General features: G+C 71.6%; 24 protein-coding genes, 1 tRNA gene, 1 pseudogene and 1 riboswitch. Of the genes and pseudogenes, 8 read left to right on the plus strand and 18 right to left on the minus strand.

Features of this window, described 5'->3' with window-relative positions; all coding sequences use genetic code 11:
• Positions 1-56: 56 nt before the first annotated feature.
• On the plus strand, positions 57-3,206 hold the full coding sequence (locus ACSU6Z_RS10400; protein ID WP_437050256.1) for a DUF3427 domain-containing protein: 3,150 nt from the start codon (positions 57-59) through the stop codon (positions 3,204-3,206).
• 91 nt (positions 3,207-3,297) lie between these two features.
• Positions 3,298-3,513, plus strand: a pseudogene (locus tag ACSU6Z_RS10405) (haloacid dehalogenase); the annotation flags it as partial.
• Between the two features lie 123 nt (positions 3,514-3,636).
• Here ACSU6Z_RS10405 and ACSU6Z_RS10410 read toward each other — a convergent pair.
• Positions 3,637-4,086 carry a DUF2267 domain-containing protein gene (locus ACSU6Z_RS10410; protein ID WP_437050257.1) on the minus strand — a complete coding sequence of 150 codons (450 nt, stop codon included), beginning with the start codon at positions 4,084-4,086 and terminating at the stop codon, positions 3,637-3,639.
• 284 nt (positions 4,087-4,370) lie between these two features.
• Positions 4,371-4,790 (minus strand): Hsp20/alpha crystallin family protein, encoded by a 420-nt coding sequence (locus ACSU6Z_RS10415; protein ID WP_437044680.1) that lies wholly within the window; start codon positions 4,788-4,790, stop codon positions 4,371-4,373.
• 190 nt (positions 4,791-4,980) lie between these two features.
• Between ACSU6Z_RS10415 and ACSU6Z_RS10420 the strand changes: the two genes are divergently transcribed.
• Positions 4,981-5,283 (plus strand): hypothetical protein, encoded by a 303-nt coding sequence (locus ACSU6Z_RS10420; RefSeq protein ID WP_437044681.1) that lies wholly within the window; start codon positions 4,981-4,983, stop codon positions 5,281-5,283.
• Positions 5,284-5,429: 146 nt separating this feature from the next.
• Here ACSU6Z_RS10420 and ACSU6Z_RS10425 read toward each other — a convergent pair whose 3' ends face one another.
• The 5 genes from ACSU6Z_RS10425 to ACSU6Z_RS10445 all read right to left on the minus strand — a co-directional run bounded on the left by ACSU6Z_RS10425 (position 5,430) and on the right by ACSU6Z_RS10445 (position 10,696).
• Positions 5,430-6,164, minus strand: coding sequence for a DUF3618 domain-containing protein (locus ACSU6Z_RS10425; protein WP_437044682.1), 735 nt, complete (start codon positions 6,162-6,164; stop codon positions 5,430-5,432).
• On the minus strand, positions 6,140-6,562 hold the full coding sequence (locus tag ACSU6Z_RS10430; RefSeq protein ID WP_437044683.1) for a phage holin family protein: 423 nt from the start codon (positions 6,560-6,562) through the stop codon (positions 6,140-6,142). Before ACSU6Z_RS10430 ends, ACSU6Z_RS10425 begins: the two co-directional genes overlap by 25 nt.
• Position 6,563: 1 nt before the next feature.
• The gene (locus ACSU6Z_RS10435) at positions 6,564-7,292 is read right to left on the minus strand and encodes a hypothetical protein (protein WP_437044684.1); all 729 of its coding nucleotides are present in this window, start codon (positions 7,290-7,292) and stop codon (positions 6,564-6,566) included.
• A 419-nt stretch (positions 7,293-7,711) separates the two neighbouring features.
• Positions 7,712-9,259, minus strand: a complete 1,548-nt coding sequence (locus tag ACSU6Z_RS10440) for an MFS transporter (protein ID WP_437044685.1) — start codon at positions 9,257-9,259, stop codon at positions 7,712-7,714.
• Between the two features lie 72 nt (positions 9,260-9,331).
• Positions 9,332-10,696: a DUF445 domain-containing protein gene (locus ACSU6Z_RS10445; RefSeq protein ID WP_437044686.1), complete on the minus strand. Its 1,365-nt coding sequence runs from the start codon at positions 10,694-10,696 to the stop codon at positions 9,332-9,334.
• Between the two features lie 194 nt (positions 10,697-10,890).
• Between ACSU6Z_RS10445 and ACSU6Z_RS10450 the strand changes: the two genes are divergently transcribed.
• On the plus strand, positions 10,891-12,225 hold the full coding sequence (locus tag ACSU6Z_RS10450) for an SGNH/GDSL hydrolase family protein (RefSeq protein WP_437044687.1): 1,335 nt from the start codon (positions 10,891-10,893) through the stop codon (positions 12,223-12,225).
• A 66-nt stretch (positions 12,226-12,291) separates the two neighbouring features.
• On the opposite strand, the gene ACSU6Z_RS10455 is transcribed toward ACSU6Z_RS10450, so the two are convergent.
• From ACSU6Z_RS10455 to ACSU6Z_RS10470, 4 genes are all read right to left on the minus strand, one after another.
• A complete protein-coding gene (locus tag ACSU6Z_RS10455; protein WP_437044688.1) occupies positions 12,292-13,128 on the minus strand; it encodes a DUF1707 SHOCT-like domain-containing protein in 837 nt (278 codons plus the stop codon).
• A gap of 33 nt (positions 13,129-13,161) precedes the next feature.
• Complete coding sequence (locus ACSU6Z_RS10460) at positions 13,162-14,172, minus strand: ABC transporter ATP-binding protein (RefSeq protein ID WP_437044689.1); 1,011 nt, start codon at positions 14,170-14,172, stop codon at positions 13,162-13,164.
• A 14-nt stretch (positions 14,173-14,186) separates the two neighbouring features.
• Complete coding sequence (locus ACSU6Z_RS10465; RefSeq protein ID WP_437050258.1) at positions 14,187-14,951, minus strand: ABC transporter permease; 765 nt, start codon at positions 14,949-14,951, stop codon at positions 14,187-14,189.
• A 148-nt stretch (positions 14,952-15,099) separates the two neighbouring features.
• Positions 15,100-15,900 carry an ABC transporter permease gene (locus ACSU6Z_RS10470; RefSeq protein WP_437044690.1) on the minus strand — a complete coding sequence of 267 codons (801 nt, stop codon included), beginning with the start codon at positions 15,898-15,900 and terminating at the stop codon, positions 15,100-15,102.
• Between the two features lie 200 nt (positions 15,901-16,100).
• On the opposite strand from ACSU6Z_RS10470, the gene ACSU6Z_RS10475 reads away from it, so the two are divergent.
• Entirely contained in the window at positions 16,101-18,473 is a 2,373-nt protein-coding gene (locus ACSU6Z_RS10475; protein WP_437044691.1) for a transglycosylase domain-containing protein, read from the plus strand.
• A 48-nt stretch (positions 18,474-18,521) separates the two neighbouring features.
• Here ACSU6Z_RS10475 and ACSU6Z_RS10480 read toward each other — a convergent pair whose 3' ends face one another.
• From ACSU6Z_RS10480 to ACSU6Z_RS10490, 3 genes are all read right to left on the minus strand, one after another.
• Positions 18,522-18,842 (minus strand): DMT family transporter, encoded by a 321-nt coding sequence (locus ACSU6Z_RS10480; protein WP_437044692.1) that lies wholly within the window; start codon positions 18,840-18,842, stop codon positions 18,522-18,524.
• 40 nt (positions 18,843-18,882) lie between these two features.
• Positions 18,883-18,953: riboswitch (guanidine-III (ykkC-III) riboswitch) on the minus strand.
• Between the two features lie 79 nt (positions 18,954-19,032).
• A complete protein-coding gene (locus ACSU6Z_RS10485; protein WP_168374468.1) occupies positions 19,033-19,389 on the minus strand; it encodes a GroES family chaperonin in 357 nt (118 codons plus the stop codon).
• A gap of 62 nt (positions 19,390-19,451) precedes the next feature.
• On the minus strand, positions 19,452-19,781 hold the full coding sequence (locus ACSU6Z_RS10490) for a DUF3618 domain-containing protein (protein ID WP_437044693.1): 330 nt from the start codon (positions 19,779-19,781) through the stop codon (positions 19,452-19,454).
• Positions 19,782-19,875: 94 nt separating this feature from the next.
• On the opposite strand from ACSU6Z_RS10490, the gene bcp reads away from it, so the two are divergent.
• Positions 19,876-20,343 carry a thioredoxin-dependent thiol peroxidase gene (gene bcp, locus ACSU6Z_RS10495; RefSeq protein WP_437044694.1) on the plus strand — a complete coding sequence of 156 codons (468 nt, stop codon included), beginning with the start codon at positions 19,876-19,878 and terminating at the stop codon, positions 20,341-20,343.
• 89 nt (positions 20,344-20,432) lie between these two features.
• Positions 20,433-20,507, plus strand: a tRNA-Leu gene (locus ACSU6Z_RS10500).
• Positions 20,508-20,553: 46 nt separating this feature from the next.
• Here ACSU6Z_RS10500 and rdgB read toward each other — a convergent pair.
• The 4 genes from rdgB to ACSU6Z_RS10520 form a co-directional block, all read right to left on the minus strand.
• Positions 20,554-21,156, minus strand: coding sequence for an RdgB/HAM1 family non-canonical purine NTP pyrophosphatase (rdgB, locus tag ACSU6Z_RS10505; protein ID WP_437044695.1), 603 nt, complete (start codon positions 21,154-21,156; stop codon positions 20,554-20,556).
• A gap of 34 nt (positions 21,157-21,190) precedes the next feature.
• Positions 21,191-21,595: a hypothetical protein gene (locus tag ACSU6Z_RS10510; RefSeq protein ID WP_437044696.1), complete on the minus strand. Its 405-nt coding sequence runs from the start codon at positions 21,593-21,595 to the stop codon at positions 21,191-21,193.
• A 116-nt stretch (positions 21,596-21,711) separates the two neighbouring features.
• Complete coding sequence (gene rph / locus ACSU6Z_RS10515; RefSeq protein ID WP_437044697.1) at positions 21,712-22,449, minus strand: ribonuclease PH; 738 nt, start codon at positions 22,447-22,449, stop codon at positions 21,712-21,714.
• A gap of 97 nt (positions 22,450-22,546) precedes the next feature.
• The gene (locus ACSU6Z_RS10520) at positions 22,547-22,780 is read right to left on the minus strand and encodes a PTS glucose/sucrose transporter subunit IIB (RefSeq protein ID WP_351898403.1); all 234 of its coding nucleotides are present in this window, start codon (positions 22,778-22,780) and stop codon (positions 22,547-22,549) included.
• 197 nt (positions 22,781-22,977) lie between these two features.
• Between ACSU6Z_RS10520 and ACSU6Z_RS10525 the strand changes: the two genes are divergently transcribed.
• Entirely contained in the window at positions 22,978-24,267 is a 1,290-nt protein-coding gene (locus ACSU6Z_RS10525; protein ID WP_437044698.1) for a PTS transporter subunit EIIC, read from the plus strand.
• Positions 24,268-24,286: the final 19 nt, after the last annotated feature.

Here is a 24,286-nt window from a genome sequence, read left to right on the forward strand (position 1 = left end):
TTGTCAGCGGTCCCTGTTAGAACAGACCCACGTTGACATGTGATGAGGGGGTTGTGGTGACGGAGGCGGGGAATCCGGCTCAGCCGGTGGCCGGGGTGTACGAAAAGCTGATCACCCAGAACGTGCGTGCCGAACTGGAGCAGTTGGAGGCCGCGGGCTGGAAGGCCGTCGACGCGGAGGTCAGCGCCGAGTCCTCGCCCCATGTCCTGGCCCGCCACGTCGGCGAGGTGGTCGCTCGCAGGCTCCAGCAGCTCCCGCCCGACCAGCAAGTTCCGTTCGCCAACCAGGTTCTGGAATCCCTGACCGCCGGGACATTCGACCACGGCAATGCCGACCCGATAAGTAAGGTCATCGAAGGCCCCCGACAGTTGCTGGCGCTCGCCGAGCAGGAAGCGGCCGGGGTTTACGCCATCCGCCCGCTCACCCCGCTCTCCGAAACGTCGCTGCTGACCAATTCGTCCGAGGACCTCAACCTGGGCGCAGAACTGCGTGCCGAACTCGCGACCGCGGACCGCATCGATCTGCTCTGCGCATTCGTGAAGTGGTACGGCCTGCGGGTCCTGGAGGACTCCCTCCGCGCCGCCAAGGAGCGAGGTGTACCGATCCGGGTCATCACGACCACCTACATGGGCGCCACCGACCGCCACGCGCTCGACCGCCTGGTCCGTGACTTCGGCGCCACCGTCAAGGTCAATTACGAGATCCGCTCCACTCGCCTGCACGCCAAGGCATGGCTGTTCCGGCGCAAGACGGGGTTCGACACCGCCTACGTCGGCAGCTCGAACCTGTCGAGGGCCGCGCTGCTCGACGGCCTGGAGTGGAACGTCCGCCTGTCATCCGTCGCCACGCCCGCGGTGCTGGACAAGTTCGAGGCCACCTTTGACGCTTATTGGAACAACACCGCTTTCGAGACGTACGACCCCGATCGGCACAGTGAGCGTCTCGACGAGGCACTGGCACGGGCGAGTGGCGGTACTCGAACCACTGACCTGAAGATCAACCTCTCCGGTCTTGAGGTGCGCCCCTTCCCGCATCAGCGGGACATGCTGGAGCGGCTCAGCGTCGAGCGGGAGGTCCGCGGACGGCACCGGAACCTGCTTGTCGCTGCCACCGGCACGGGCAAGACGGTGATGGCCGCGCTGGACTACCGAAGCCTGTGCAAGAGGTGGGGCAGCGAGCGGCCCCGGCTTCTGTTCGTGGCGCACCGCAAGGAAATCCTCAGACAGTCCCTGCGCACCTACCGCGAGGTGTTGGACGACGCGTCGTTCGGGGAGCTCTTGTACGGCGGGGAAGATCCTCACGACTGGAACCACGTCTTCGCCAGTGTTCAATCCCTGAACGTCCGGAGGTTGGAGCAGCTGGGCCGCGACCACTTCGACGTCATCGTCATCGACGAGTTCCACCACGCCACTGCCGCGACGTATCGGCGGGTCATCGACCATTTCGAACCGAAGGAATTGCTGGGCCTGACCGCGACCCCTGAGCGGATGGACGGGCTGAATGTTCAAGACGAGTTCTTCGATGGGCGCATCGCAGCGGAGATGCGCCTGTGGGAAGCCTTGGAAAACGATCTCCTGTGCCCCTTCCACTACTTCGGCGTCCCGGACGGCACAGATCTGAGGAACGTGACCTGGCAGAGGGGCGCTTATGCCGACCAGGATCTCGACAAGCTCTACACGGGCAATGACGCTCGCGCACGGATCGTGGTGAAGCAGATCCGCGACAAGGTGTCCCACCCAGGGGCGATGCGCGCGCTGGGCTTCTGCGTCAGCAAGGCGCACGCCCGCTTCATGGCGGACTTCTTCCGCAGGGCCAACTTCCAGGCGGTGGCGCTGGACAGTGACTCCCCTGCCGCCGTACGCGCTCAGGCGCTGAGCGACCTGCGTGATGGAAAGCTCCAAGTCATCTTCTCCGTCGACCTGTTCAACGAAGGACTCGACATCCCCGATGTCGACACCCTGCTCCTCCTCCGCCCTACCGGCAGTGCCACCGTCTTCCTTCAGCAGTTGGGCCGAGGGCTTAGGCGCACCGAGACGAAACCGGTGCTCACCGTCCTCGACTTCATCGGGCAGCACCGTGCGGAGTTCCGCTTCGAAGAGCAGTTCCGAGCCTTGACCAACCTGTCGCGCAACCGGCTCGTCAACCACATAGAGAACGACTTCCCCCAATTGCCCTCCGGCTGCCAAATCATCCTTGAGGGAAAGGCGAAGGACCTCGTACTCGGAAATATCCGAACTCAACTGAACGCCACGGTGAATACGCTGGTCAAGGAGGTGAAGGACTACAGCACGCCGCGGCTCGCCGACTACCTCCGGGAGAGCCGTCGAGAGATCAAGGAGCTGTACAAGAGCGACAACTCCTGGACAACCGTGTTGCGCCGAGCCGGGCTCATCGAGAGCTCCGCTCCGTCAGGAGAAGCACCTCTCCTCAGGCGCGTGCACGCTTTCCTGCACGTAGACGATCCGGAGCGCGCCCATGCCTACATGCGTCTGCTCAGCGACGACACTCCCCCATACGACGAGCTGAACCCCACCGAGCAGGCCTACGCCCGCATGCTCTTCTTCAACATCTGGGACAACGCGGGCGGCTTCACCAGTTACGGGGAAGGTCTTGAGTCGCTACGCCCACAGCGGGCGTTCCGCGACGAGCTCAGGCAGGTGCTCGCCCACGTCATCGACCAAGCGGATCACTTCCCCCTCCCCTTGTCCGGTCGCCTCAGCCAGGTTCCCTTGAAGGTCCACAGCTCGTACAACCGCTCCGAGATCCTGGCCGCCCTCGGCGTGGCCCGCTTCGGCGGCCAGATGCCCCGGTCCTTCGCGCAAGGCGTGCAGTGGGTCGAAGAGCTTCAGACGGATGCCCTGCTGATCACTTTGGAGAAAAACGAGAAGGACTTCTCCCCTACCGTCCGTTACAAGGACTACGCGCTGAGCCCCACCCTCTTCCACTGGGAGTCCCAGAACGCGACAGCCGCCGATTCACCCACCGGCCTGCGGTACCAGCAGCATGAAAAGAAGGGGAGCCAGGTACTGCTGTTCATGCGGCGCTACAAGAACACCGACATAGGAAAGCCCCAGCCGTGGATGCTCCTCGGTCCGGCGACCTACGAGAGCCACACCGGCAGCAAGCCGATGTCCGTCAAGTGGCGCTTGGAGTACGAGCTTCCGGCCGATGTGTGGACGTACTCCGCCGTCGCGAGCGGGACCTGAACCAGGGGACCGCACCTCAACTGATCTTCTGTGGTGCAGCCTTCAGGCCGGCTGCCGACCGGCATCGACCTGCCCCCGATACTCCGCCCCCATGATTCGCGCAGTGGTCCTCGACGTAGGCGAGTGCCTCGTGGACGAGACGCGTGAGTACGGCGCCTGGGCCGATTGGCTCGGCGTACCACGCCACACGTTCCACGCGGTGTTCGGTGCCGTGATCGACCAAGACCCGGATCACCGGGGAGTGTTCCAGGAGTCCCGGCCCGCTTCGGCCTCCACGAGGACAAGGGACGCCACCGGGGCGGCGGGTGTTGTCGCCGTGCGCGTCGGCCCCGGAACGGCCGCGGGCGGTCGGCCACCGCCGCCCCAAGGAACCCCAAGGGAAGAGGTGGCCGCCCGCCGGATCTCTACGGCCGGCCGGGCCGGCGGGGTGTCACGGCGCCGGGTTCAGTTCCGCCCGCCCGAACAGGAGGGCGTAACCGGGCGGGAGCTGGGCGAGGACGCGGTTGATCAGGTCGTCGCCAACCAGGGGCGGCAGCACGCTGAGGACCGAGCTGACGTCCCACCGCGCGGTGGCCGGGGTGGAGCCCTCGATGCGGACCGCGACCGAGTCGACGAACTCGGACGCGGTCAGCGGGCGGGTCGCCGGGATCTGGGAGGCGACGATCCTGGCCGCCTCCTCGGGCAGGGCCCGGGCCAGGTCGACGCGTTCGTCGCCGATCACGTGCCCGCCGAGGGCCGAGAGGACGATGCGGATGACCTGCTCCGCCTCCGCCCTGGTCGCGTACTGCCCGGCTGCCCGGACCTCCTCGACCATGTCGGTCCAGCGGGGCCGTGCCGGAAGCGTCGGCGCGGACACCGTGGACGGCGCGGGTACGGGCATGGCCGGCGACACCGTCACGCTCGGCTCCATCGTCGTGCTCATCTACGGGCTCCTCCTCCAGGTCGGTCCCAGGTCGGGTTCCCGGTCGAAGCCGGATCGGGCCTCGGATCAGGTTCCGGATTGGTCACGAATGCGCGATCCCGCCAATTCCGGTCGGCCGGGTCCCGTCCGGCCGGGTCCCGTCCGGCTTCGGTCGGTCCGTCGCTCCGCCGCGGTGGGCGGACAGGTGGGTGCGTCCCGCAGGCGGCGTGCGGTGCCCGCGGGACGCTTGTTGTGGGGTGCTGTCAGCCGTTGAGCTGCTTGCGGCCGTCGCCGCCGCTGATCTGGATGCGGCGCGGCTTGGCCTGCTCGGCGACCGGGATGCGCAGGGTCAGGACCCCGGCCTCGTACGAGGCGTCGATCCGGTCGGTGTCGAGGGTCTCCCCGAGGAACAGCTGGCGCGTGAACGTGCCCGTCGGCCGTTCGGCGACCAGCACCTCGGCGCCCTCGGGGGCGGGGGAACGGCGCTCGGCGCGGACGTTCAGGACGTTGCGCTCGACGTCCAGCTCGATGGTCTCGGGGTCGATGCCGGGCAGGTCGAAGTGGACGAGGAAGTCGTCTCCCGACCGGTAGGCGTCCATCGGCATGGCGGCCGGACGGGTGGACCCGAAGACCTGCTGCGTGAGCCGGTCGAACTCGCGGAACGGGTCCGTACGCATGAGCATCACAGGTCACTCCTTCCTTAAGGCGCTCCATGTGCGATGCCCTACTGCTTCTTCTTATATAACTCGGGGGAGGAAAGTTGACAACCCCCGACTCAGGTCCGGATCGGAGCGCGGTTCCGGGATTAGCCTCGGTGCCGGAAGCGAAGCCGGGTGGAGCCGGAAACGAGCACGGAGAGGGAGGTCGGTCGGCATGGTGAGGGTCCCCAGCGCGGTCGTGGCCGCGAGCGGACTGGTCGGCGGGTACGGCGTCGCCCGCTGGACGAAGAAGCGGCAGCTCGGCGGGGCGGTGCTGGCGGTCGCCGGGACCGCCGCCGCGCGGCAGTGGCGGCAGCGGGCCGGCGGACCGGCCGCGGGGGCGCTGACCGCGGCGTACGTCGCGGCCTTCGCCGGATCGCACCCGCTGGCCAAGAAGGTCGGCGCCTGGCCGGCGGTGTTCGGGGTGGCGGGGGCCGTGGCCCTGGCCTCCTGGGCGGTGGCCGACCGGCGGGCCTGACGCCCGGCAGCGCGGCCGGCCACCCGCGATGTCCAGCGGGACGTCCCGGCAGCGCGCGGCCGGCCACCCCCGGTGTCCGCCGGGACGTCCGGTGGCCCGGCGGGACGGGCCGTCCCGGCGCCGTACCGGCGGCGGGCGCGGCGGCCTCAGACGGATCCGGGCGGTCCGGAACGCTGCCGGGCCTCGTCCGCGAGGGTGCGGCCGGATCCGCGCGCCTGCTCGGTGACCTGGCCGGTCTGGTCGCGCGCCTCGTCCTGGGTGGTGCGCGCGGCCTGCGCCGCGGTGTCCTTCACCTCCGCGGCCGCGCTCTGGGCCGCCTCCTTGGCGCCTTCCTTGAGGTGCTGCGCGGAGTCGGCGACGGCCTGCTTCACCGGCTTCAGCGCCTCGCCGCCCTGCTCCATCATCGCGGACGCCTTCTGCTGCTCCGCCTGGGTGCCGGGCAGCAGCGAGGACACCAGCAGGCCGACGCCGAAGGCGACCAGACCGGCGGCCAGCGGGCTGCCCTGGGTCTGCCGGCGGGCCTGTTCGGGCGCCTGCTGCACGGCCTGGCCCGCCTGGCCGGCCACGTCCCGTGCCGTGTCGGCCGCCTGGCCGGCCATCTCGCGCGCCGTTCCGGCCGCCTGGCCGGTGCCCTCCTGCAGCGAACCGGCCGCCGAGTGCGCCGTACCCGTCACACCGTGCGCGGCGTGCGCCGTGGCGCCCATGACCCGGTCGCGGAAGCCCGACACCGCGCCGCGCATCCGTTCCGCCCGGCGCCGGGCCATGCGCCGGGGGCTGGTCCGGTCGGCGAGCCGGTCGACGTCCGTGGACAGCCGGCCGCGGGTGGTCTCGATCTCGGCCCTCATCTGGTCGGCCCTTATCGGGTCGGGTGACGTGCCCATTCCGCGTTCTCCTTCATGGTGTCGACGGTTCGCTCGGGTTTCGGGGAGACCGTCCGCATCCGCTCGCGGCCCTTCTGGTAGAGCACGGCCGCCACGATCGCCCACACCGCGGTGACGATCAGGGCTGCCCAGCCCCCGTCCATGACGTTGGCCAGGCCGAGCACGGCGGCCAGGGACAGGAAGAGCAGGACCATGTAGCCGGCGAAGCCGGCGCCGCCGTACATCCCGGCGGCCTTGCCCGCCTTGGTCGCCTCTTCCCTGATCTCGGTCTTGGCGAGCTCGACCTCCTGCCGGAAGAGGGTCTGCAGGTCCGCGGTCACGACGGACAGCAGCTGGCCGACGGTCTTGTCCTGTCCGGGCGGCTCGGCCGCCCCGGGCACGGGGGGAATCGAAGTCACCTCAGACCTCCGGGTACGGGTGGCGCGGGGTGCCGGTGGGCGGCGTGCCGGTGGGCGGCGTGCCCGTGACCGGCGGCGTGCCCGTGACCGGCGGCATGCCCGTCGGCGCGGCCGGGGCCGGTGGCGGGGTCGTGCGCGTGGGCTCCATCGGCGGCACTCCGGGGGAAGCCGTCGGGGCCGGCGCCCCCCAGGCGCTCTGGTCCGCCGTTCCGGTGGCCTGCTCCTGCTCGGCGCCGTCGGGGCGGGAAGCGCCCCCCGCCGCTTTCACCAGGCGCCCGACGGCCATCCCGGCCAGCAGCGCGCTGCCCAGGAAGGCGCCGGGACGCCGGCGGGCGAAGCCCCTGAGGTCGGAGACCAGCCCCTCGACCCCCTGCCGGTCCAGGTAGTCGGCGGCACGCTGCCCCTTGTCGGCCGCCTGAGCCACCAGGCCGCGGGCGGCCGAGTCGCCCTCGGCGCGCTCGGCCAGCCCGGAGAGGTCGTTCGCCCACTGCCGCAGCGCGCCGGCCGCACGCTTGGTCTGCTCCTCGGCCTCGCCCATCGCGCGGTTTCGCAGGTCGCCGACGACGCCGCCGGCCTGCTGGCGCACCTCGCCCGCCACGGCGCGGGCCTGCTCTCCGGCGGTGCCCGCCACCTGGGACGCGGCCTGTCGGGCCTGTCCGGCCGTCGCGGAGGTCTCTGCCTTGACCTTTTCTCCGGTTCCCCCGGCTCCAGTCTGTACGGGATCACTCATCGGCGGTCTCTCCTCATCGGATGTCCTGCGTACCGGTCACGTGTCCCGGTCGGTGCGCGGCCCCGGGGACCGGGCACCGGGTGACTCGTATAGCCGTTTTGTCCAGAGTGGCCCTATATCGGCATTCGACACTTGTTGAGTCTTGCGCGAACTTCCGGAACGCGGCGGGACGGCCGGAAGGCTCCGGACCCGGGCGGCCCGGCGGGTCCCGGGTCCGGGCCGCCCGGGGCCTGGAACGGCGCGGCCCGGCGGGCCGCCGACGCGTGCGGGCCGGAGGCGGCGGGCGCGCCCCGGCCCGGCCGTCGGCGGCCCGGAGGCCGGCGGTCCCGGCCCCGGGGACCGCGGGCACGGCAACGCCGAGGGGGCCGGGTCGACTCCCCGGCCCCCTCGGCGGGCCTTGCGGTACGGAGGCGGCGGTACTACGCCGGCGCCGCGGTCGATCCCGGCGTCCCCTTCCCGCCCGCCAACGGCGCCTTGTCCGTCGCGGCCGCCGCCGACAGCGGCCGGGCGATGTCCTCCAGCGAGCGGCGTTCGGCCTTGACCGCGAGGAACGCGGCGACGAGACCCGCCGCGCACATCAGGCCGGCGCCGATCTGGAAGGCGAGGACCGTGTCCGCGACGACGCCGGACTCGGTGAGGTCGGCGAAGATCAGCGGGCCGCTGATGCCGCCGGCGGCGGTGCCGAGGGCGTAGAAGAAGGCGATGGCCATGGCGCGGGTCTCCATGGGGAAGATCTCGGAGACCGTGAGGTAGGCGCTGGAGGCGCCCGCGGAGGCGAAGAACAGCACCACGCACCAGCAGGCCGTCAGGGTGGACGCCGACAGCGAGCCGCGGTCGAACAGCCACGCCGTGCCGAACAGCAGCAGGCCGGACAGCACGTACGTCGACGAGATCATGATGCGGCGGCCGACCGTGTCGAACAGCTTGCCGAGCAGGAGCGGGCCGACGAAGTTGCCCGCGGCGATGACGGCGAAGTAGTAGCCGGTGCGGCCCGGCGGCACGTCGTAGAACGTGGTGAGGATGGCGCCGAAGCCGAAGGTGATGGCGTTGTAGAGGAACGCCTGGCCGATGAAGAGGGACAGGCCGAGGACGGCGCGGCGCGGGTAGCTGCGGAAGACGGTCCTGGCGATCAGGCCGAAGCCGATGCTCTTGCGCTGGTGGATGGTGATCTCGCCGGCGGGCGCCGGCAGCGGCTCGCCCTTCTCCCGCTCCACCTCCCGCTCGACGTCCGCCACCAGCCGTTCGGCCTCCTCGCCGCGGCCGTGGATGAACTGCCAGCGCGGGGACTCCGGGACGTGCCGCCGCACCAGCAGGATGACCAGCCCGAGGACGACGCCGAGGGCGAAGCTGAGCCGCCAGCCGAGGTCCTTGGGGAAGATCGAGGTGTCCAGCATGACGATGGACAGCAGCGCGCCGCCGACCGCTCCCAGCCAGTAGCTGCCGTTGATGATCAGGTCGACCCGGCCGCGGTACAGGGAGGGGATCAGCTCGTCGATCGCGGAGTTGATGGCCGCGTACTCGCCGCCGATGCCGAAGCCCGTCAGGAACCGGAACAGGAAGAACCACCACGACTCGAACGACAGTGCGGTCAGCGCGGTCGCGGCCAGGTAGACGGCCAGGGTCGCCATGAACAGCTTCTTGCGGCCGTACAGGTCGGTCAGCCGGCCGAAGAAGAGCGCCCCGGAGCAGGCACCCGCCACGTACAGGGCGGCGGCCAGACCGGTGACCTGCGCGGAGGTGATGTCCAGGCCGCTGCCTTCCTCGGCGAGGCGGCCGGCGACGTTGCCGACGATGGTGACTTCCAGGCCGTCCAGGATCCAGACCGTGCCGAGTCCGATGACGATCATCCAGTGCCACCGCGACCAGGGCAGCCGGTCGAGGCGGGCGGGCACGGACGTGGTGACGGTCCCGGTGGAGGCGGGTACGGAGGCCGGTTCCGGTGACGATGCTGACGAGGCTGCTGTCATGGCTTCCTCTCCCTTGAGCGACGCCCTCCCGGATGCCCGGGTCCGGGACGATCACGCCCGCCGGGCCCGGGACTACGCTCCCAGCATGCGGGAGACGGTGTAGATCAGCAGCCCGGCGAGGGAGCCGACCACCGTGCCGTTGATCCGGATGAACTGCAGGTCGCGGCCGATGTGCGCCTCGATCTTCCGCGTGGTGTGCTCGGCGTCCCAGCCCGCCACCGTGTCGGTGATCAGGGAGGTGATCTCCCGCCGGTAGGTGGTGACCACGTACACCGCGGCCCCCTCCACCCAGGAGTCGACCTTGCCCTGGAGCTTGTGGTCGGAGGCCATCCGGGCGCCGAGGGAGAGCAGCGAGGCCCGCACCCGCAGCCGCAGTTCGCTGCGCTCGTCCTCCGCCGCCGAGACGACCATGGACCGTACGGCCGTCCAGGCGGACGCGATCAGGTCCTGGACCTCGCCGCGGCCCAGCACCTCGGACTTCAGCCGCTCCACCCGCGCGCGCGTGTCGGTGTCGGACTGCAGGTCGGAGGCGAAGTCGGTGAGGAACCGGTCCAGGGCGCCGCGCGCCGGGTGGGCGGGCATGTCGCGCATCTCGGTGACGAACCGCAGCAGCTCCTTGTAGACGCGCTCGCCGACCTTGCGGTCCACGAACCGGGGCGTCCAGCCGGGCGCCCCTCCCTGCACGGCGTCCATCACGGAGTCGCCGTGCAGCACCAGCCAGTCGTGGGCGCGGGAGACGATCAGATCGACGGCCCGCCGGTGGCCGCCGTCGGCGACTATCTTCTCCAGCATCTTGCCGAGGCCGGGGGCGATCTCCCGCAGGTTGGCACGGCGCGTGACCGCCTCCCCCACCACCGCCTGCACATCGGAGTCCCGCAGGACCGTCAGGGCGCCGCGCAGGGCCGCCGACAGCTCCGCCGTGACCCGGTCGGCGTGCTCGGGCACCGCCAGCCACGCACCGAGCCGGCTGCCGATGCCGACGGTCCGCAGCCGCTGCCGCACCACGTCCTCGGAGAGGAAGTTCTCCCCGACGAACTCGCCGAGCGAGACCCCGAGCTGGTCCTTCTTGGTGGGGATGATCGCGGTGTGCGGGATGGGCAGGCCCAGGGGGCGGCGGAAGAGTGCGGTGACGGCGAACCAGTCGGCGAGCGCGCCGACCATGCCGGCCTCCGCGGCGGCGGAGACGTACCCCGCCCAGGCGCCCGCGCCCGCGTGGGAGGCCCACTCGGCCAGCGCGTACACCAGGGCGACGAACAGCAGCAGCCCGGTGGCGGTGATCTTCATGCGGCGCACCCCGCGCCGCTTCTCCTCGTCCGCGGGGCTGAATGTGGCCATCGCGCGGTTCACCGCGTCGCCGGAGCGGGCAGGCTGCCCACCGGCGCCGCCCGCGGTGCCGTCTCCGGCCCTGTCGGGAAGTTCCGTACTCGTCCGTTCCATCCGCTCCACCCGTTCGGTGATCCCGCACACATTGTCCCCTCCCGTCCGACTCCCGGAACGGAACACGAGTTCCCGGCGTCTGTCCGGTCGGGGGAACGGCGGAGGGTCCCGCCGGCCGCCCCCGGCCCATGACGCATCATGGGCTCATCGGATCGGAGCCTGGGGCTCCCGCCTCCCGAGGAGAACAGCACAGCATGACCCGGGGTCGTGGCCACGCCCTGCTAGCCGCCGTCGTCGCGACGATCGCGGCCCTGTCCGCCGCCCTCTACGTCGGGGTGGCGGCCGACGACGGTACGACACACCGCGCCGGTCCTCCCGGCAGCCCCCACCCGCACAACTCCGCCGCGCCCGCCTCCACCGGCAACTGGATCGGCACCTGGGCCACCGCGCCGGCCGGGGCCGAGCCGGGCACCGAGGCGACCGGCCTGGCGGGCCGCTCGGTGCGCAACGTCGTGCACACGACCGTCGGCGGTACGAGTGCCCGCGTCACGCTGTCCAATCTCTACGGCCGCACGCCGCTGACCATCGCCCACGCCTCCCTCGCCCTGGCCGCCGGCGACGGCTCCGCCGCCGCGCTCCCCGGCACCATGCGGCGGCTCACCTTCGCCGGCGGCCCGCGGGTCGTCATCCCCCCCGGCGGGCAGGTGACGAGCGACGCCGCCCCCCTGGCCGTCCCGCACGACGCCGACGTCCTGGTCACCACCTACTCCCCCACCCCGTCCGGGCCGGTCACCTACCACCCGCACGCCCGGCAGACCAGCTACCTCGCCGACGGCGACCGCACCGAGGACGTCGCCCCCACCGCGTACACCGAGCCGACCCCGTACTGGCGCTACCTGACCGCGCTGGACGTGCTGAGCCACGAGGCGGACGGCACCGTCGTCGTCCTCGGCGACTCGATCACCGACGGCATCACCTCCACCATGGACGCCGACCGCCGCTGGACCGACGTCCTCGCCGCCCGGCTGCGCGCGGCGCGGGAGGCCGGGCGGGACGTGCCGCACTACGGCGTCGTCAACGAGGGCATCAGCGGCAACCGGGTGCTGACCGGCGGGCGGGGCAGCCCCGCCGACAACCCCAGCGCCCTCAGCCGGTTCTCCCGCGACGTGCTGGGCCGGCCCGGCGTCCGGGCCGTCGTCGTCGTCCTCGGCGTCAACGACATCCTGCGCCACCCGGGCGTCGCCGACCCGGACCGGATCCTGGACGGGCTGCGCACCCTGACCGGCCAGGCCCACTCCCGCGGCCTGAAGGTCGTCGGCGCGACCGTGATGCCCTTCGGGGGCCACCGCGGCTACACCGACGCCCGCGAGGCCGTACGGCAGGAGATCAACGCCGAGATCCGCGCGGGCCGGGTGTTCGACGCGGTCGTCGACTTCGACAAGGCGCTGCGCGACCCGTACGACCCGCGCCGGCTGCGCTCCGACTACGACTGCGGCGACCACCTGCACCCCAGCGACGAGGGGTACGCGCGGATGGGCGAGGTGTTCGACCTGGACGACCTGGAGGGAGCGGTTCCGGCGGCGCTGTGAACGGGCGCGGGAGCCGCAGGGGCCGGGGGCCCGGGTCCCGGCCCCCGGGAGGACGCCCGTCGGCCCTCAGTCCTCGCCGTGCTCGCCGCGCCTGCGGCGCTCCCGCTCCTCCCGGTGCCGCTCCCGCTCCTCCCCGCGCCGCTCGTGCAGGCCGCCCGCCATGCCGCGGTGGCTCTCCAGCATCCTGCGGTGGGCCTCCGCCGCGTCCTCCCGGACCGAGGCCCGCAGCTCCTTCCGCGCGGCCTTGCGCTCCAGCCTCTCCCGGCGGCGCTCCTCCTTCAGCCGCTGCCGCTGCGCCCGGGGCAGCTTGCGCTCCACCCCGACACCGCCCCAGAAGGCGAACCCGGTCAGGACCACGCGCGGGGCGCCCGGATCGCCGGGCACGCCCTCCTCGTCGTGGCCGAACCCGCCCATGACGCCGATCCCCCGCACCACCACCTCGACGCCGGGCGGCACGATCACCTCGACCCCGCCCATGATCGCGACGCAGTTGATCTCGACCTCGCGGTCCGCGAACCTCGCCTCCCGCAGGTCGATCTCGCCGCCGCCCCAGAAGGCGAAGCAGCTGAACCGCTTCGGCACGGTCCAGCGCCCCTTGCGCTGGAACCCGGACATGACGGCGACGGCACCCGTCGACGTCCCCTCGCCGCCGACGATCCGGTCCGCCCAGCCCTCGTCCCCGGCGGGCCCCTTCGTCATCGGCACCCGGGGCGCGGCGCCGGCCGGCAGATCCCGGGTGATCGGCGCCAGCTCCCCGTACGTCCGGGCCCGGTACGCGGCGTCCAGCCGCTCCTCGAACTCCGACATGTCCAGCCGCCCCTCGGCGAGGGCGTCCCGCAGGATCTCGGCGACTCGTTCACGGTCGGCGTCGGATGCGCGCAGCTCCGGGGCGTCGTCGGTCATGGACAGCAGCCTACGAGCCCGGGGCGCACCGCACTACGCACTCGCCTTGTCCGCGTACATCCTGGCGATCACCGCTTCGATGTCCGGCTCCCGCACCGACAGGTCGACCAGCGGGTACTCCGCCGCGATCCGCGCCACCAGCCCGGCCGCCGGCGCCGACGCCGGGAACGCCAGCCACTGCCGGGGCCCTTCCACCCGCACCACCCGCACCGGCGCCGGGACGTCGATCGGCGGCAGCTCCCGCTCCAGGTCCACCACCAGCGTCCGTTCGCTCTCCCCCGCCTCGTGCAGCCCGGCCACCGGGCCGTCGTACATCAGCCGGCCGTGGTCGATGACCATGACCCGGGAGCAGAGCTGCTCGATGTCCTGCAGATCGTGCGTGGTCAGCAGCACCGTCGTGCCGCGTTCGGCGTTCAGCTCCCGCAGGAAGCCCCGCACCTTCGCCTTGGACACCACGTCCAGGCCGATCGTCGGCTCGTCGAGGTAGAGCACGTCCGGGTCGTGCAGCAGGGCCGCAGCGATGTCGCCGCGCATCCGCTGGCCCAGCGACAGCTGCCGCACCGGCACGTCCAGCAGGCCGCCCAGCTCCAGGAGTTCCACGCACCGGTCGAGGTTCTCCCGGTAACGGGCGTCCGGAACGCGGTACATGCGGTGCACCAGCCGGTAGGAGTCGATCAGCGGCAGGTCCCACCACAGCGTCGTGCGCTGCCCGAACACCACCCCGATGCGGTGCGCGAGCCGGACCCGCTCGCGGGAGGGGTCGATCCCGGCCACCCGCAGCCGGCCCCCGCTCGGGGTGAGGATGCCGGTGAGCATCTTGACCGTGGTGGACTTCCCGGCGCCGTTCGGCCCGATGTAGCCGACCATCTCCCCCCGGGCCACGGTGAACGACAGCCCGTCCACGGCCCGCACCCGCCGCCGCTCCCGCTTCAGGAACCCGGTCCTGCGGCGCACGTCGAAGACCTTCTCGACCCCGTCGAGCACGATGAACCCCTCGTCCACGACCTCGCCCCCCGCTCCGTTCGCCGCTTCGTCCACGTCCACGTCCCGCCGGCCCCCTAACTCCCCGTACTCCGGTACGACCGCAGCCCCGCCCGCCACGCCAGCCCCGCCAGCGCGCAGCACACCCCGGCGGCCACCGGCGACGCGAACGCCGCCCACGACGGCAGCGGCAGCGGATACGGCCGCCCCAGCACGTACGACGCCGGCAGCCAGTTGACGAACGCCAGCGGCAGCACGAACGTCACGCCCCGCACCAGCTCCTGCGCGAACAGCGTCGGCGGGTACTGCAACAGCGTCGTCCCGCCGTAGGTGAACGCGTTCGCCACCTCGGCCGCGTCCTGCGCCGCGAACTGGAACGCCGCCCCCGCCACGAACACCGCGCCGAAGATCACCGCCCCGCTCACCAGCATCACCGGCATCAGCAGCAGCCTGTCCGGCGTCCAGTCCACCTCCACGGCCGTCAGCGCCCAGCCCAGCACCAGCGCGCCCTGCGTGACGCGGCCCACCCGGCGCAGCGCGAACCGGTCCGCCGCCAGCTGCGCCAGCACCGGCGCCGGACGCACCAGCAGCGTGTCCAGCGTGCCGTCCCGCACCCGGCGCCCCAGCCGCTCCGCCGAGCCGATCGCCAGGTCGGCCAGGCCGAAGGCGACGGCGGACAGGCCGTACAGGAAGGCGATCTCCGGCAGCGGCCAGCCGCCGAGCGCGTCCACGCGGGAGAACATCAGCAGGATCGCCACGAAGTCGAGCCCGGTCACCACGAAGCTCGCCGCCGTCGTCATCACGAAGGACGCCCGGTACGCCATCGTGGAGCGGATCCACATCCCCGCGACCAGCCGGTAGGCCCGCAGCCCCTCGCCCGCCCGGCCCCCGAACACCCCGCCGCCGGTCCCCCCGGGCCGCGCCCCGCCCCCGTCGCCCCCGCGGGGCCGCGCCCCGCCGCCCTCGCCCCCGCGGGGCCGCACGTCCGTCTCACCCACCCTGCACCACCACCCGCCGCGTCGCCGCCGACTGCACCAGCCGCCCCACCGCCAGCAGCGCCACCGCCCACCCGGCCTGGAAGGCGTACGTCCCCAGCGGGTCGGCCTCCCCCAGCAGCACGTCCGCCGGCCCCTGCAGCAGCGACGACCACGGCAGCACCCGCACGACCTCCCCGAGCACCCCCGGGAAGACGTTCAGCGGCAGCAGCATCCCCGAGCAGAAGAACGAGGCCATCCACGCCAGGTACTGCACCCCCGTCCCGTCCATCAGCCAGAACGCCGACAGCGCCACCAGGAACCGGATCGCGAAACTCACCACCATCGCCAGCACCACGGCGACCAGGAACGCCATCCAGGCCAGCGCCTCCCCGGGCAGCTCCACCGGAAAGAACAGCGCCCCCACCGCGAACGGCACCACCCCCCGCCCCAGCAGCTGGAACAGCGCCCGCCCCAGATCGGCGGCCAGCCACCACACCTGCAGATCGGCGGGCCGGTACAGGTCGATCGCGACATCACCCGTACGGACGCGTTCCATCAGCTCGTCCTCGACGCCGCCGCCCCCGAGCGCCAGCGTCGCCAAGAACGCCTGCCCCAGCCACACGTACGTGACGGCCTGCGCCTGGTCGTACCCTCCGAGCTGCGGCTTCTCCGCCCACAGGGCCAGATAGGCGTACACCAGGATCAGCCCGAAGACGGTGTTGGTGAAGACCCCGGCCGCAGTGGCGGCCCGATACGTCGCGTACCGTCGGAAGCACCCCGCTGCGACGGCCGCGTACAACCGTCCCGCACCCACCCCGCATCCCTCCTCGCCCACCGGGCACCGAAGCGCAGGAGCCTAGTGCGCCGGACACCGGTGAGCCACGGAATTTCCGGGGGGGGGATGCCGGTCACCGGGAACGGAACGCGCGGTGCGAGAGTCTTCACCGGGGGACGCATTTGGCGTACGAGGCCGTACGGAGACGTACGACGCGAAAACAGGAGTCCGTGCACGACATGAGCGACGAGCCGCAGCCGCAGCAGCCGATGAAGGGCTGGGCACCGGGAGCGCCCCAGGCGGCCGACGAACCCGGGGGCACCAAGCCGCCCAAACGCAGGCGCACCGGCTGGCGCCGGCTGTTCCCCACCTGGCGCATGGTGTTGACCACCTGCGTCGTCGGCCTTCTGCTGCTGGCCGGCGGCCTCTTCCTCGGCTACTCGATGGTGAAGATCCCGCCCGCCAACGCGCTCGCCACCAAGCAGAGCAACGTCTTCCTGTACGCCGACGGAAGCCAGCTCGCCCGCGACGGCGAGGTCAACCGCGAGAGCGTCGGCCTCTCCCAGATCTCCAAGGACGCCCAGCACGCCGTACTGGCCGCCGAGGACCGCGACTTCTACACCGAGTCCGCCGTCGACCCCAAGGCGATGGTCCGCGCCGCCTGGAACACCGCCACCGGCAAGGGGAAGCAGTCCGGCTCGACCATCACCCAGCAGTACGTGAAGAACTACTACCTGGGCCAGGAGCAGACCCTCACCCGCAAGCTGAAGGAGTTCTTCATCGCGATCAAGCTCGACCGCGAGAAGACCAAGGACGAGATCCTGGAGGGCTACCTCAACACCAGCTACTTCGGCCGCAACGCCTACGGCGTCCAGGCCGCCGCCCAGGCCTACTACGGCGTGGACGCCGCCGACCTCGACGCGGCCCGCGGCGCCTACCTCGCCGCGCTGGTGAACGCGCCCAGCCAGTACGACGTCGTCGCCCACCCCGAGAACACGGCCGCCGCCAAGAGCCGCTGGAACTACGTCCTGGACGGCATGGTCGAGAAGGGCTGGCTCAGCGCCTCCGAGCGCAAGGGCATGGAGTTCCCCATGCCGAAGGAGACCACCGTCTCCACCGGCCTGTCCGGACAGCGCGGCTACATCGTCCAGATCGTCACGGACTACCTGGTCGAGAACAAGATCGTCGACCAGGAGTCCCTCGACGCGGGCGGCTACCGCATCACCACCACCCTGCAGAAGGACAAGCAGGACGCCTTCGTCAAGGCCGTCGACGACAACCTGATGTCCAAGCTCGACAAGGACCGCGAGGTCGACACCTACGTCCGCGCGGGCGGCGCCTCCGTCGACCCGAGGACCGGCAAGGTCGTCGCGATGTACAACGGCATCGACTACGTCAAGCAGTACACCCCCAACGCCACCCGCCGCGACTTCCAGGTCGGCTCCACCTTCAAGCCGTTCGTGTTCACCGCGGCCGTCGAGAACGGCTCCCGCACCCAGGACGGCCGCCCGATCACCCCGAACACCGTCTACGACGGCACCAACAAGCGGCCCGTCCAGGGCTGGAGCGGCGGCTACTACGCCCCCGAGAACGAGGACCAGCACTCCTACGGCGGCATCACCGTCCGCGAGGCCACCGACAAGTCCGTGAACGCCGTCTACGCGCAGATGGCCGTCGACGTCGGTTCCGACAAGGTCAAGCAGACCGCGGTCGACCTCGGCCTGCCCGCCGACACCCCCAACATGTACCCGAGCCCGTCCATCGCGCTGGGCACGGCGACCGCCAGCGTCCTCGACATGGCCGAGGCGTACGCCACCCTCGCCAACCACGGCGAGCACGGCACCTACACCCTCGTCGAGAAGATCACCAAGGACGGCAGGCAGGAGATCCCCCTGCCCGACCGGAAGGAACGCCAGGCCGTCAGCCGCCAGGCCGCCGACACCACCACCTCCGTCCTGCGCAGCGTCGTCCAGAACGGCACCGCCACCGCCGCCCAGGCCGCCGGCCGCCCCGCCGCGGGCAAGACCGGCACCGCGGAGGAGGACCGGGCGGCCTGGTTCGCGGGCTACACCCCCGACCTGGCCACCGTCGTCGCCGTCATGGGCCAGGACCCCGTCACCGCCGAGCACAAGTCGCTGTACGGCGTGATGGGCCTGCCGCGCATCAACGGCGGCGGGGCCCCCACGGAGATCTGGGCCCAGTACACCCGGGACGCGCTCGAGGGCGAGCCGGTCCGCGACTTCGACCTCCGGCTCCAGGCCGGCGCCGGGGCCGTCCAGCCCCTGCCCGCCGATCCCTCCGCCGGCGAGGACCCGTCCGAGCCCTCCGGCACCGGCGCTCCGTCCGGCGAGCCCGGCGGCGCCAGCCCCTCCCCGGACCGCAGCGGCGCCGACAGCGGCACCGCGGGCGACGGCGCGACCGACGGCACGGCGGGCGACGGCGCGACCGACGGCACGGCGGGTGACGGCGCGACCGGGGCCCCGGACACCCCGACCGGGGACGGCGGCGCCACCGGCGCCCCCGGCAGCGGCACGGGGGACGACGGGACCGGGGAGGGCGGCACCGGCCCGGCGACGGGCGCGGTCCCGCCCCTCGCGACCCGCCGGCCGTGACCGGTCACCGGCCGGCCGGTCGGCGATCGACCGGCCGGTGACCGGAGGTCAGTGTCCGGAGGTCGCCTTCAGTCCCACGACGGCGACCAGCAGCAGGCAGATGAAGAAGATCCGGGCGGCGGTCGCCGGCTCCCCCAGCACCACCATGCCGAGCACCGCCGCACCGGCCGCGCCGATGCCGACCCACACGCCGTAGGCGGTACCGATGGGCAGGGTGCGGGCGGCGTACGACAGCAGCACCATGCTGGCGACGATGCCGGCACCGGTGAACAGGCTGGGGACGAGGCGGGTGAAGCCGTCGGTGTACTTCATCCCGATCGACCAGCCGACCTCGAGCAGACCCGCGACGATCAGCAGGACCCAGGCCACGACGACACCTCCGAAGAAACCGCACGGCGAACTGAACGGGGGTGCGTCGTCTTTGCCTTCACCCGGTACGGCGCGTCTCGTCGGGTGATCCCACGGTAGCAAGGAAAGGGCGAAGGGGCTGGTGGCCTTGGTCACCAGCCCCTTCGCCCCTTGGGAACCGTCGAATCACAAGGTGGCCGATCCGGTCGGTCTAGAGGTACAGGCCCGTCGAGTCCTCCGACCCCTCGAACCGGTCCGCGGCCACGGCGTGCAGATCGCGCTCGCGCATCAGCACGTACGCGATGCCCCGCACCTCGACCTCGGCCCGGTCCTCCGGATCGAACAGGACCCGGTCGCCCGGCTCCACGGTCCGTACGTTCTGCCCCACCGCGACCACCTCGGCCCAGGCCAGCCGACGGCCGACCGCCGCCGTGGCGGGAATCAGGATGCCGCCCCCGGAACGCCGCTCGCCCTCACTCGTGTCCTGCCGCACGAGTACGCGGTCGTGCAGCATCCGGATGGGCAGCTTGTCGTGATGGGTGCTGTGCTCGTTTCTGTTGGCGCTCACGCCCTGAACCTACCTGCCTTCGCCGACTGCCTGGACGGGTGGGTGCCCCGAAACCCGGCCCCTCAGCCCTTGCGGCGCCGGGAACCGAGGGCGAGCAGTCCCACGACCCCGACCACGACCAGGGCCACGGGCACGACCCGCTCCAGCCGGGGCGACCCCTCCTCGTCCACGAACCGCGCCTTCACATCGCTGACCACACGATTGACGCCGACGTACGCCCGCCCGAGCGTGCGGTCGATGTCGGCGACGACCTTGGCCTTCGCGTCCCCCATGATCGTCTGGGGGTGCACCCGCACCCCGATCTCGTCGAGCGTCTCGGCCAGCACCTCGCGACGGCGCTTGATGTCCGCCTCGATCTGCGCCGGGGTTCTGGTGTCCGACGTGTCCGCCACCGTACGGCCTCCGAAGTGAAGCTGATGCTGTTCTGGACAGTCTGTCAGCTTCCCGCCGCACCGCACGGTCAGCACCCCCGGTTACGCTGGATCGATGAGCGAGCGACTGCAGCCCGGGGACGTGGCCCCCGCCTTCACCCTCCAGGACGCCGACGGCAACGAGGTGTCCCTCTCCGACCACAAGGGCCGCAAGGTCATCGTCTACTTCTACCCCGCCGCCCTCACTCCGGGCTGCACGAAGCAGGCCTGCGACTTCACGGACAACCTCGACCTCCTGGCCGGCGCCGGCTACGACGTCATCGGCGTCTCCCCCGACAAGCCCGAGAAGCTGGCCAGGTTCCGCGACGCCGAGTCCCTGAAGGTCACCCTCCTCGCCGACCCGGACAAGTCCGTCCTGGAGGCGTACGGCGCCTACGGCGAGAAGAAGCTCTACGGCAAGACCGTCACCGGCGTCATCCGCTCCACGGTGATCGTGGACGAGGAGGGCAAGGTCGAGCGGGCGCTGTACAACGTCAAGGCGACCGGCCACGTAGCCAAGATCATCAAGGACCTGGGCATCTGAGCCCCCACGGGACGGAGCGGCAGCGGCGCACCCGCGGGGAGGAGGCCGCCGCGCGTCCCCGCAGCGCCCAGTAGAGTAGGCCCGGTTGAGGGCCCGTACCCCAGCTGGCCAGAGGGCGCCGGTTTAGGTCCGGTGTGTCGTGGGTTCGAGTCCCACCGGGCCCACCGGATTCAGGGGGCCACCCGGTCGGGTGGCCCCCTGAGCCGTCGCTCAGCCCAGCAGCTCCCGCACCACCGGCACCAGGGCCCGGAACGCCTTCCCCCGGTGGCTGATCGCGTTCTTCTCGTCCGCGGTCAGTTCCGCGCAGGTGCGGGTCTCGCCCTCCGGCTGGAGGATCGGGTCGTAGCCGAAGCCGCCGGAGCCGGCGGGCTCGTGGCGCAGGACGCCGCGCAGCCGGCCCTCGACGACCCGTTCCGTGCCGTCGGGCAGGGCGAGGGCGGCGGCGCAGGCGAAGTGCGCCCCCCGGTGCTCGTCGGCGATGTCGGAGAGCTGGGCGAGGAGGAGGTCGAGGTTGGCCTTGTCGTCGCCGTGGCGGCCGGCCCAGCGGGCGGAGAAGATGCCGGGGGCGCCGTTCATGACGTCGACGCAGAGGCCGGAGTCGTCGGCGACGGCGGGCAGGCCGGTGGCCCGGGCGAGGGCGTGGGCCTTGAGGAGGGCGTTCTCGGCGAAGGTGACGCCGGTCTCCTTGACGTCGGGGACGTCGGGGAAGGCGTCGGCGCCGACGAGTTCGTGGGGCAGACCGGCCTCGGCCAGGATGGCCTTCAGTTCGGTGATCTTTCCGGCGTTGCGGGTGGCGAGGATCAGGCGGTTCATGGGGCCCAGTATTCCGGGCCCCGTGACGCCCCGCTCACGGCGTGCAGACCTTGGTGAGTTCGCCGGCCGCGTCGGTGACGGGGCTGACGTCGGGGGTGGGGTCGCCGTTCTCGACGGCGGTGCGGACGCCGTCGACGGCCTTGCCGAGGTCGTCGACGGCCTTGTTGACGTCGGCGTTGTCGGTCCTGTCGCCGATCTTGTCGAGGTTCTTCTCGATGGAGTCGAGGGATTCCCGGAGCCGGGTGGGGTCGTTGGCGGTGTCCTCGGCGGCCTGCTGGAGTTCGGTGACGCTGTCGGCGATGGCGTCGGCGGTCTGGACGCAGTCGAGTGCCTTGTCGACGGCGTCGCAGCCGGTGGCGAGGGCGGTGGTGAGCGCGGTGACGGCCAGGGCCGCGGCGGCGGTGGCGGTGCGGCGGCTGCGGCGTCGGGTCGCGGCCATGGGTGCGGTCCTTCCGTTCGAGTGGTGCGGGATGTGTCCGTATGCGTAGGGACGCGGCCGGGGGCGGCCGAGTTGCGTGCCCGGCCGCCTTTCCCGGCGTGCGCTCGGGGTGCCCCTCAGTCGGCGAGGACGGTGTCCAGTGCCGTGCGCTGGAGGGTGGCGAGGTCGGTGCAGCCGGCGACGGCGAGGTCGAGGAGGGCGTCGAGTTCACCGCGGGCGAAGGGCTGGGCCTCGGCGGTGCCCTGGACCTCGACGAAGCGTCCGTCGCCGGTGCAGACGACGTTCATGTCGGTTTCGGCGCGTACGTCTTCTTCATAGCAGAGGTCGAGCATGGGGGTGCCGGCGACGATGCCGACGGAGACGGCGCTGACGGTGCCGGTGAGGGGGCGGCGGCCGGGGCGGACGATCTTCTTGGCCTGGGCCCAGGCGACGGCGTCGGCGAGGGCGACGTAGGCGCCGGTGATGGCGGCGGTGCGGGTGCCGCCGTCGGCCTGGAGGACGTCGCAGTCGAGGACGATGGTGTTCTCGCCGAGGGCCTTGTAGTCGATGACGGCGCGCAGGGAGCGGCCGATGAGGCGGCTGATCTCGTGGGTGCGTCCGCCGATCCTGCCCTTGACGGATTCGCGGTCGCCGCGGGTGTTGGTGGCGCGGGGCAGCATGGAGTACTCGGCGGTGACCCAGCCCTCGCCGCTGCCTTTGCGCCAGCGGGGGACGCCCTCGGTGACGGAGGCGGTGCAGAGGACCTTGGTGTCGCCGAAGGAGACGAGGACGGAGCCTTCGGCGTGTTTGCTCCAGCCGCGTTCGATGGTGACGGGGCGGAGCTGGTCGGGGGTGCGGCCGTCGATGCGTGACATGCGGGTGAGCCTAGCGGGGTGTGCGGAAGGGGCCCCTCCCGCGGTGCGGAGGGGCCCCTTCGGGGGTGAGCGGGCGGGCCGTCGGGCCCGGCGGGGCTCACATCATGTCTTCGATGTCCGCGGCGATCGGGTCGGCGTCGGTGCCGATGACGACCTGGATGGCGGTGCCCATCTTGACGACGCCGTGGGCACCGGCGGCCTTCAGGGCGGCTTCGTCGACCAGCGAGGGGTCGACGACCTCGGTGCGGAGGCGGGTGATGCAGCCCTCGACCTCTTCGATGTTGTCGATGCCGCCGAGCCCGGCGACGATCTTCTCAGCCTTGCTGGCCATGTTCTTTCTCCCTGATCCGAGCCGCTTTGTCGCAGTAACCCACAATCGGCCCATCTTCGCGAGCAGTCATGCGGTGCGTACCGAATGATGGCGTCACGACAGCGGAACCGTCGCCAACTGGTCTACACCACCAGTCGGACGGCCGCCAAACCGCCTCCCCTGTTCCAGCAGACCGGATCGGACCGGATGGAGACCGGATGAGTGCCGACAGCGTGGCCGGCCCCGCTCGCACCCGGTGGAACAGCTTGTTCCAGGGTTTGCAGAAGATGGGCCGCAGCCTCCAGCTGCCGATCGCCGTACTGCCGGCCGCGGGCATCCTGAACCGGCTGGGGCAGCCGGACGTCTTCGGGGAGGACGGGCTGGGGTGGACGAACGTCTCCAAGGTGCTGATGGGGGCGGGCGGGGCACTGCTGGACGGGTCGCTGGGGCTGCCGCTGCTGTTCTGCGTGGGCGTGGCGATCGGCATGGCGAAGAAGGCCGACGGGTCGACGGCGCTGGCGGCGGTGGCGGGGTTCCTCGTCTACTTCAACGTGCTGCGCCAGTTCCCGCGGGCCTGCCCCGAGGGGTCCGAGGCGGTGCCGGACGCGGGCTGCCGGCTGGCGGACGGCACGATGACGGCTTTCACGTACCAGAATCCGGGGGTGTTCGGCGGGATCGTCCTCGGGTTGATGACGGCGTTCCTCTGGCAGCGCTACCACCGGACGAGGCTGGTGGACTGGCTGGGGTTCTTCAACGGACGCCGGCTGGTGCCGATCGTCATGGCGTTCGCGGCGATCCTGTTCGCGGCGCTGTGCCTGTGGGTGTGGCCGCCGATCGGGGACGCGCTGGAGGGCTTCAGCGACTGGCTGCGGGGGCTGGGCGCGTGGGGTGCGGGCGTGTTCGGTCTGGCCAACCGGGCGCTGCTGGTGATCGGTCTGCATCAGTTCCTGAACGTGCCGGTCTGGTTCCAGTTCGGCAGTTACACCAAGCCGGGCGGTCCGACCGTGCACGGCGACATCAACATGTTCCTGGCGGGCGACCCGGACGCGGGGCAGTTCACCTCCGGCTTCTTCCCGATCATGATGTTCGCGCTGCCGGCGGCGGCACTGGCGATCACGCACTGCGCGAAGCCGCACCGCCGCAAGGAGGTGGGCGGCCTGATGCTGTCGGTGGCGCTGACGTCGTTCGTCACGGGGATCACGGAGCCGCTGGAGTACTCGTTCCTGTTCGTCGCGCCGGCGCTGTACGCGATGCACGCGGTGCTGACGGGGGTGTCGATGGCGGTGACGTGGGGGCTGGGGGTGAAGGACGGTTTCAGTTTCTCGGCGGGACTGATCGACTATGTGATCAACTGGAATCTGGCGACGCGTCCGTGGCTGATCATCCCGATCGGGTTGTGTTTCGCGGCCGTGTACTACGCGGTGTTCCGGTTCGCGATCACGAGGTTCGACCTGAAGACGCCGGGGCGGGAGCCGGAGGAGGAAGTGGAGGACGTGGCGAAGGGGTAGCTCCGGTCCGCCCTCTCCC

Origin of the sequence: Streptomyces sp. enrichment culture (assembly GCF_964273145.1) — a bacterium.
In the GTDB taxonomy this organism is placed as follows: Bacteria; Actinomycetota; Actinomycetes; order Streptomycetales; family Streptomycetaceae; genus Streptomyces.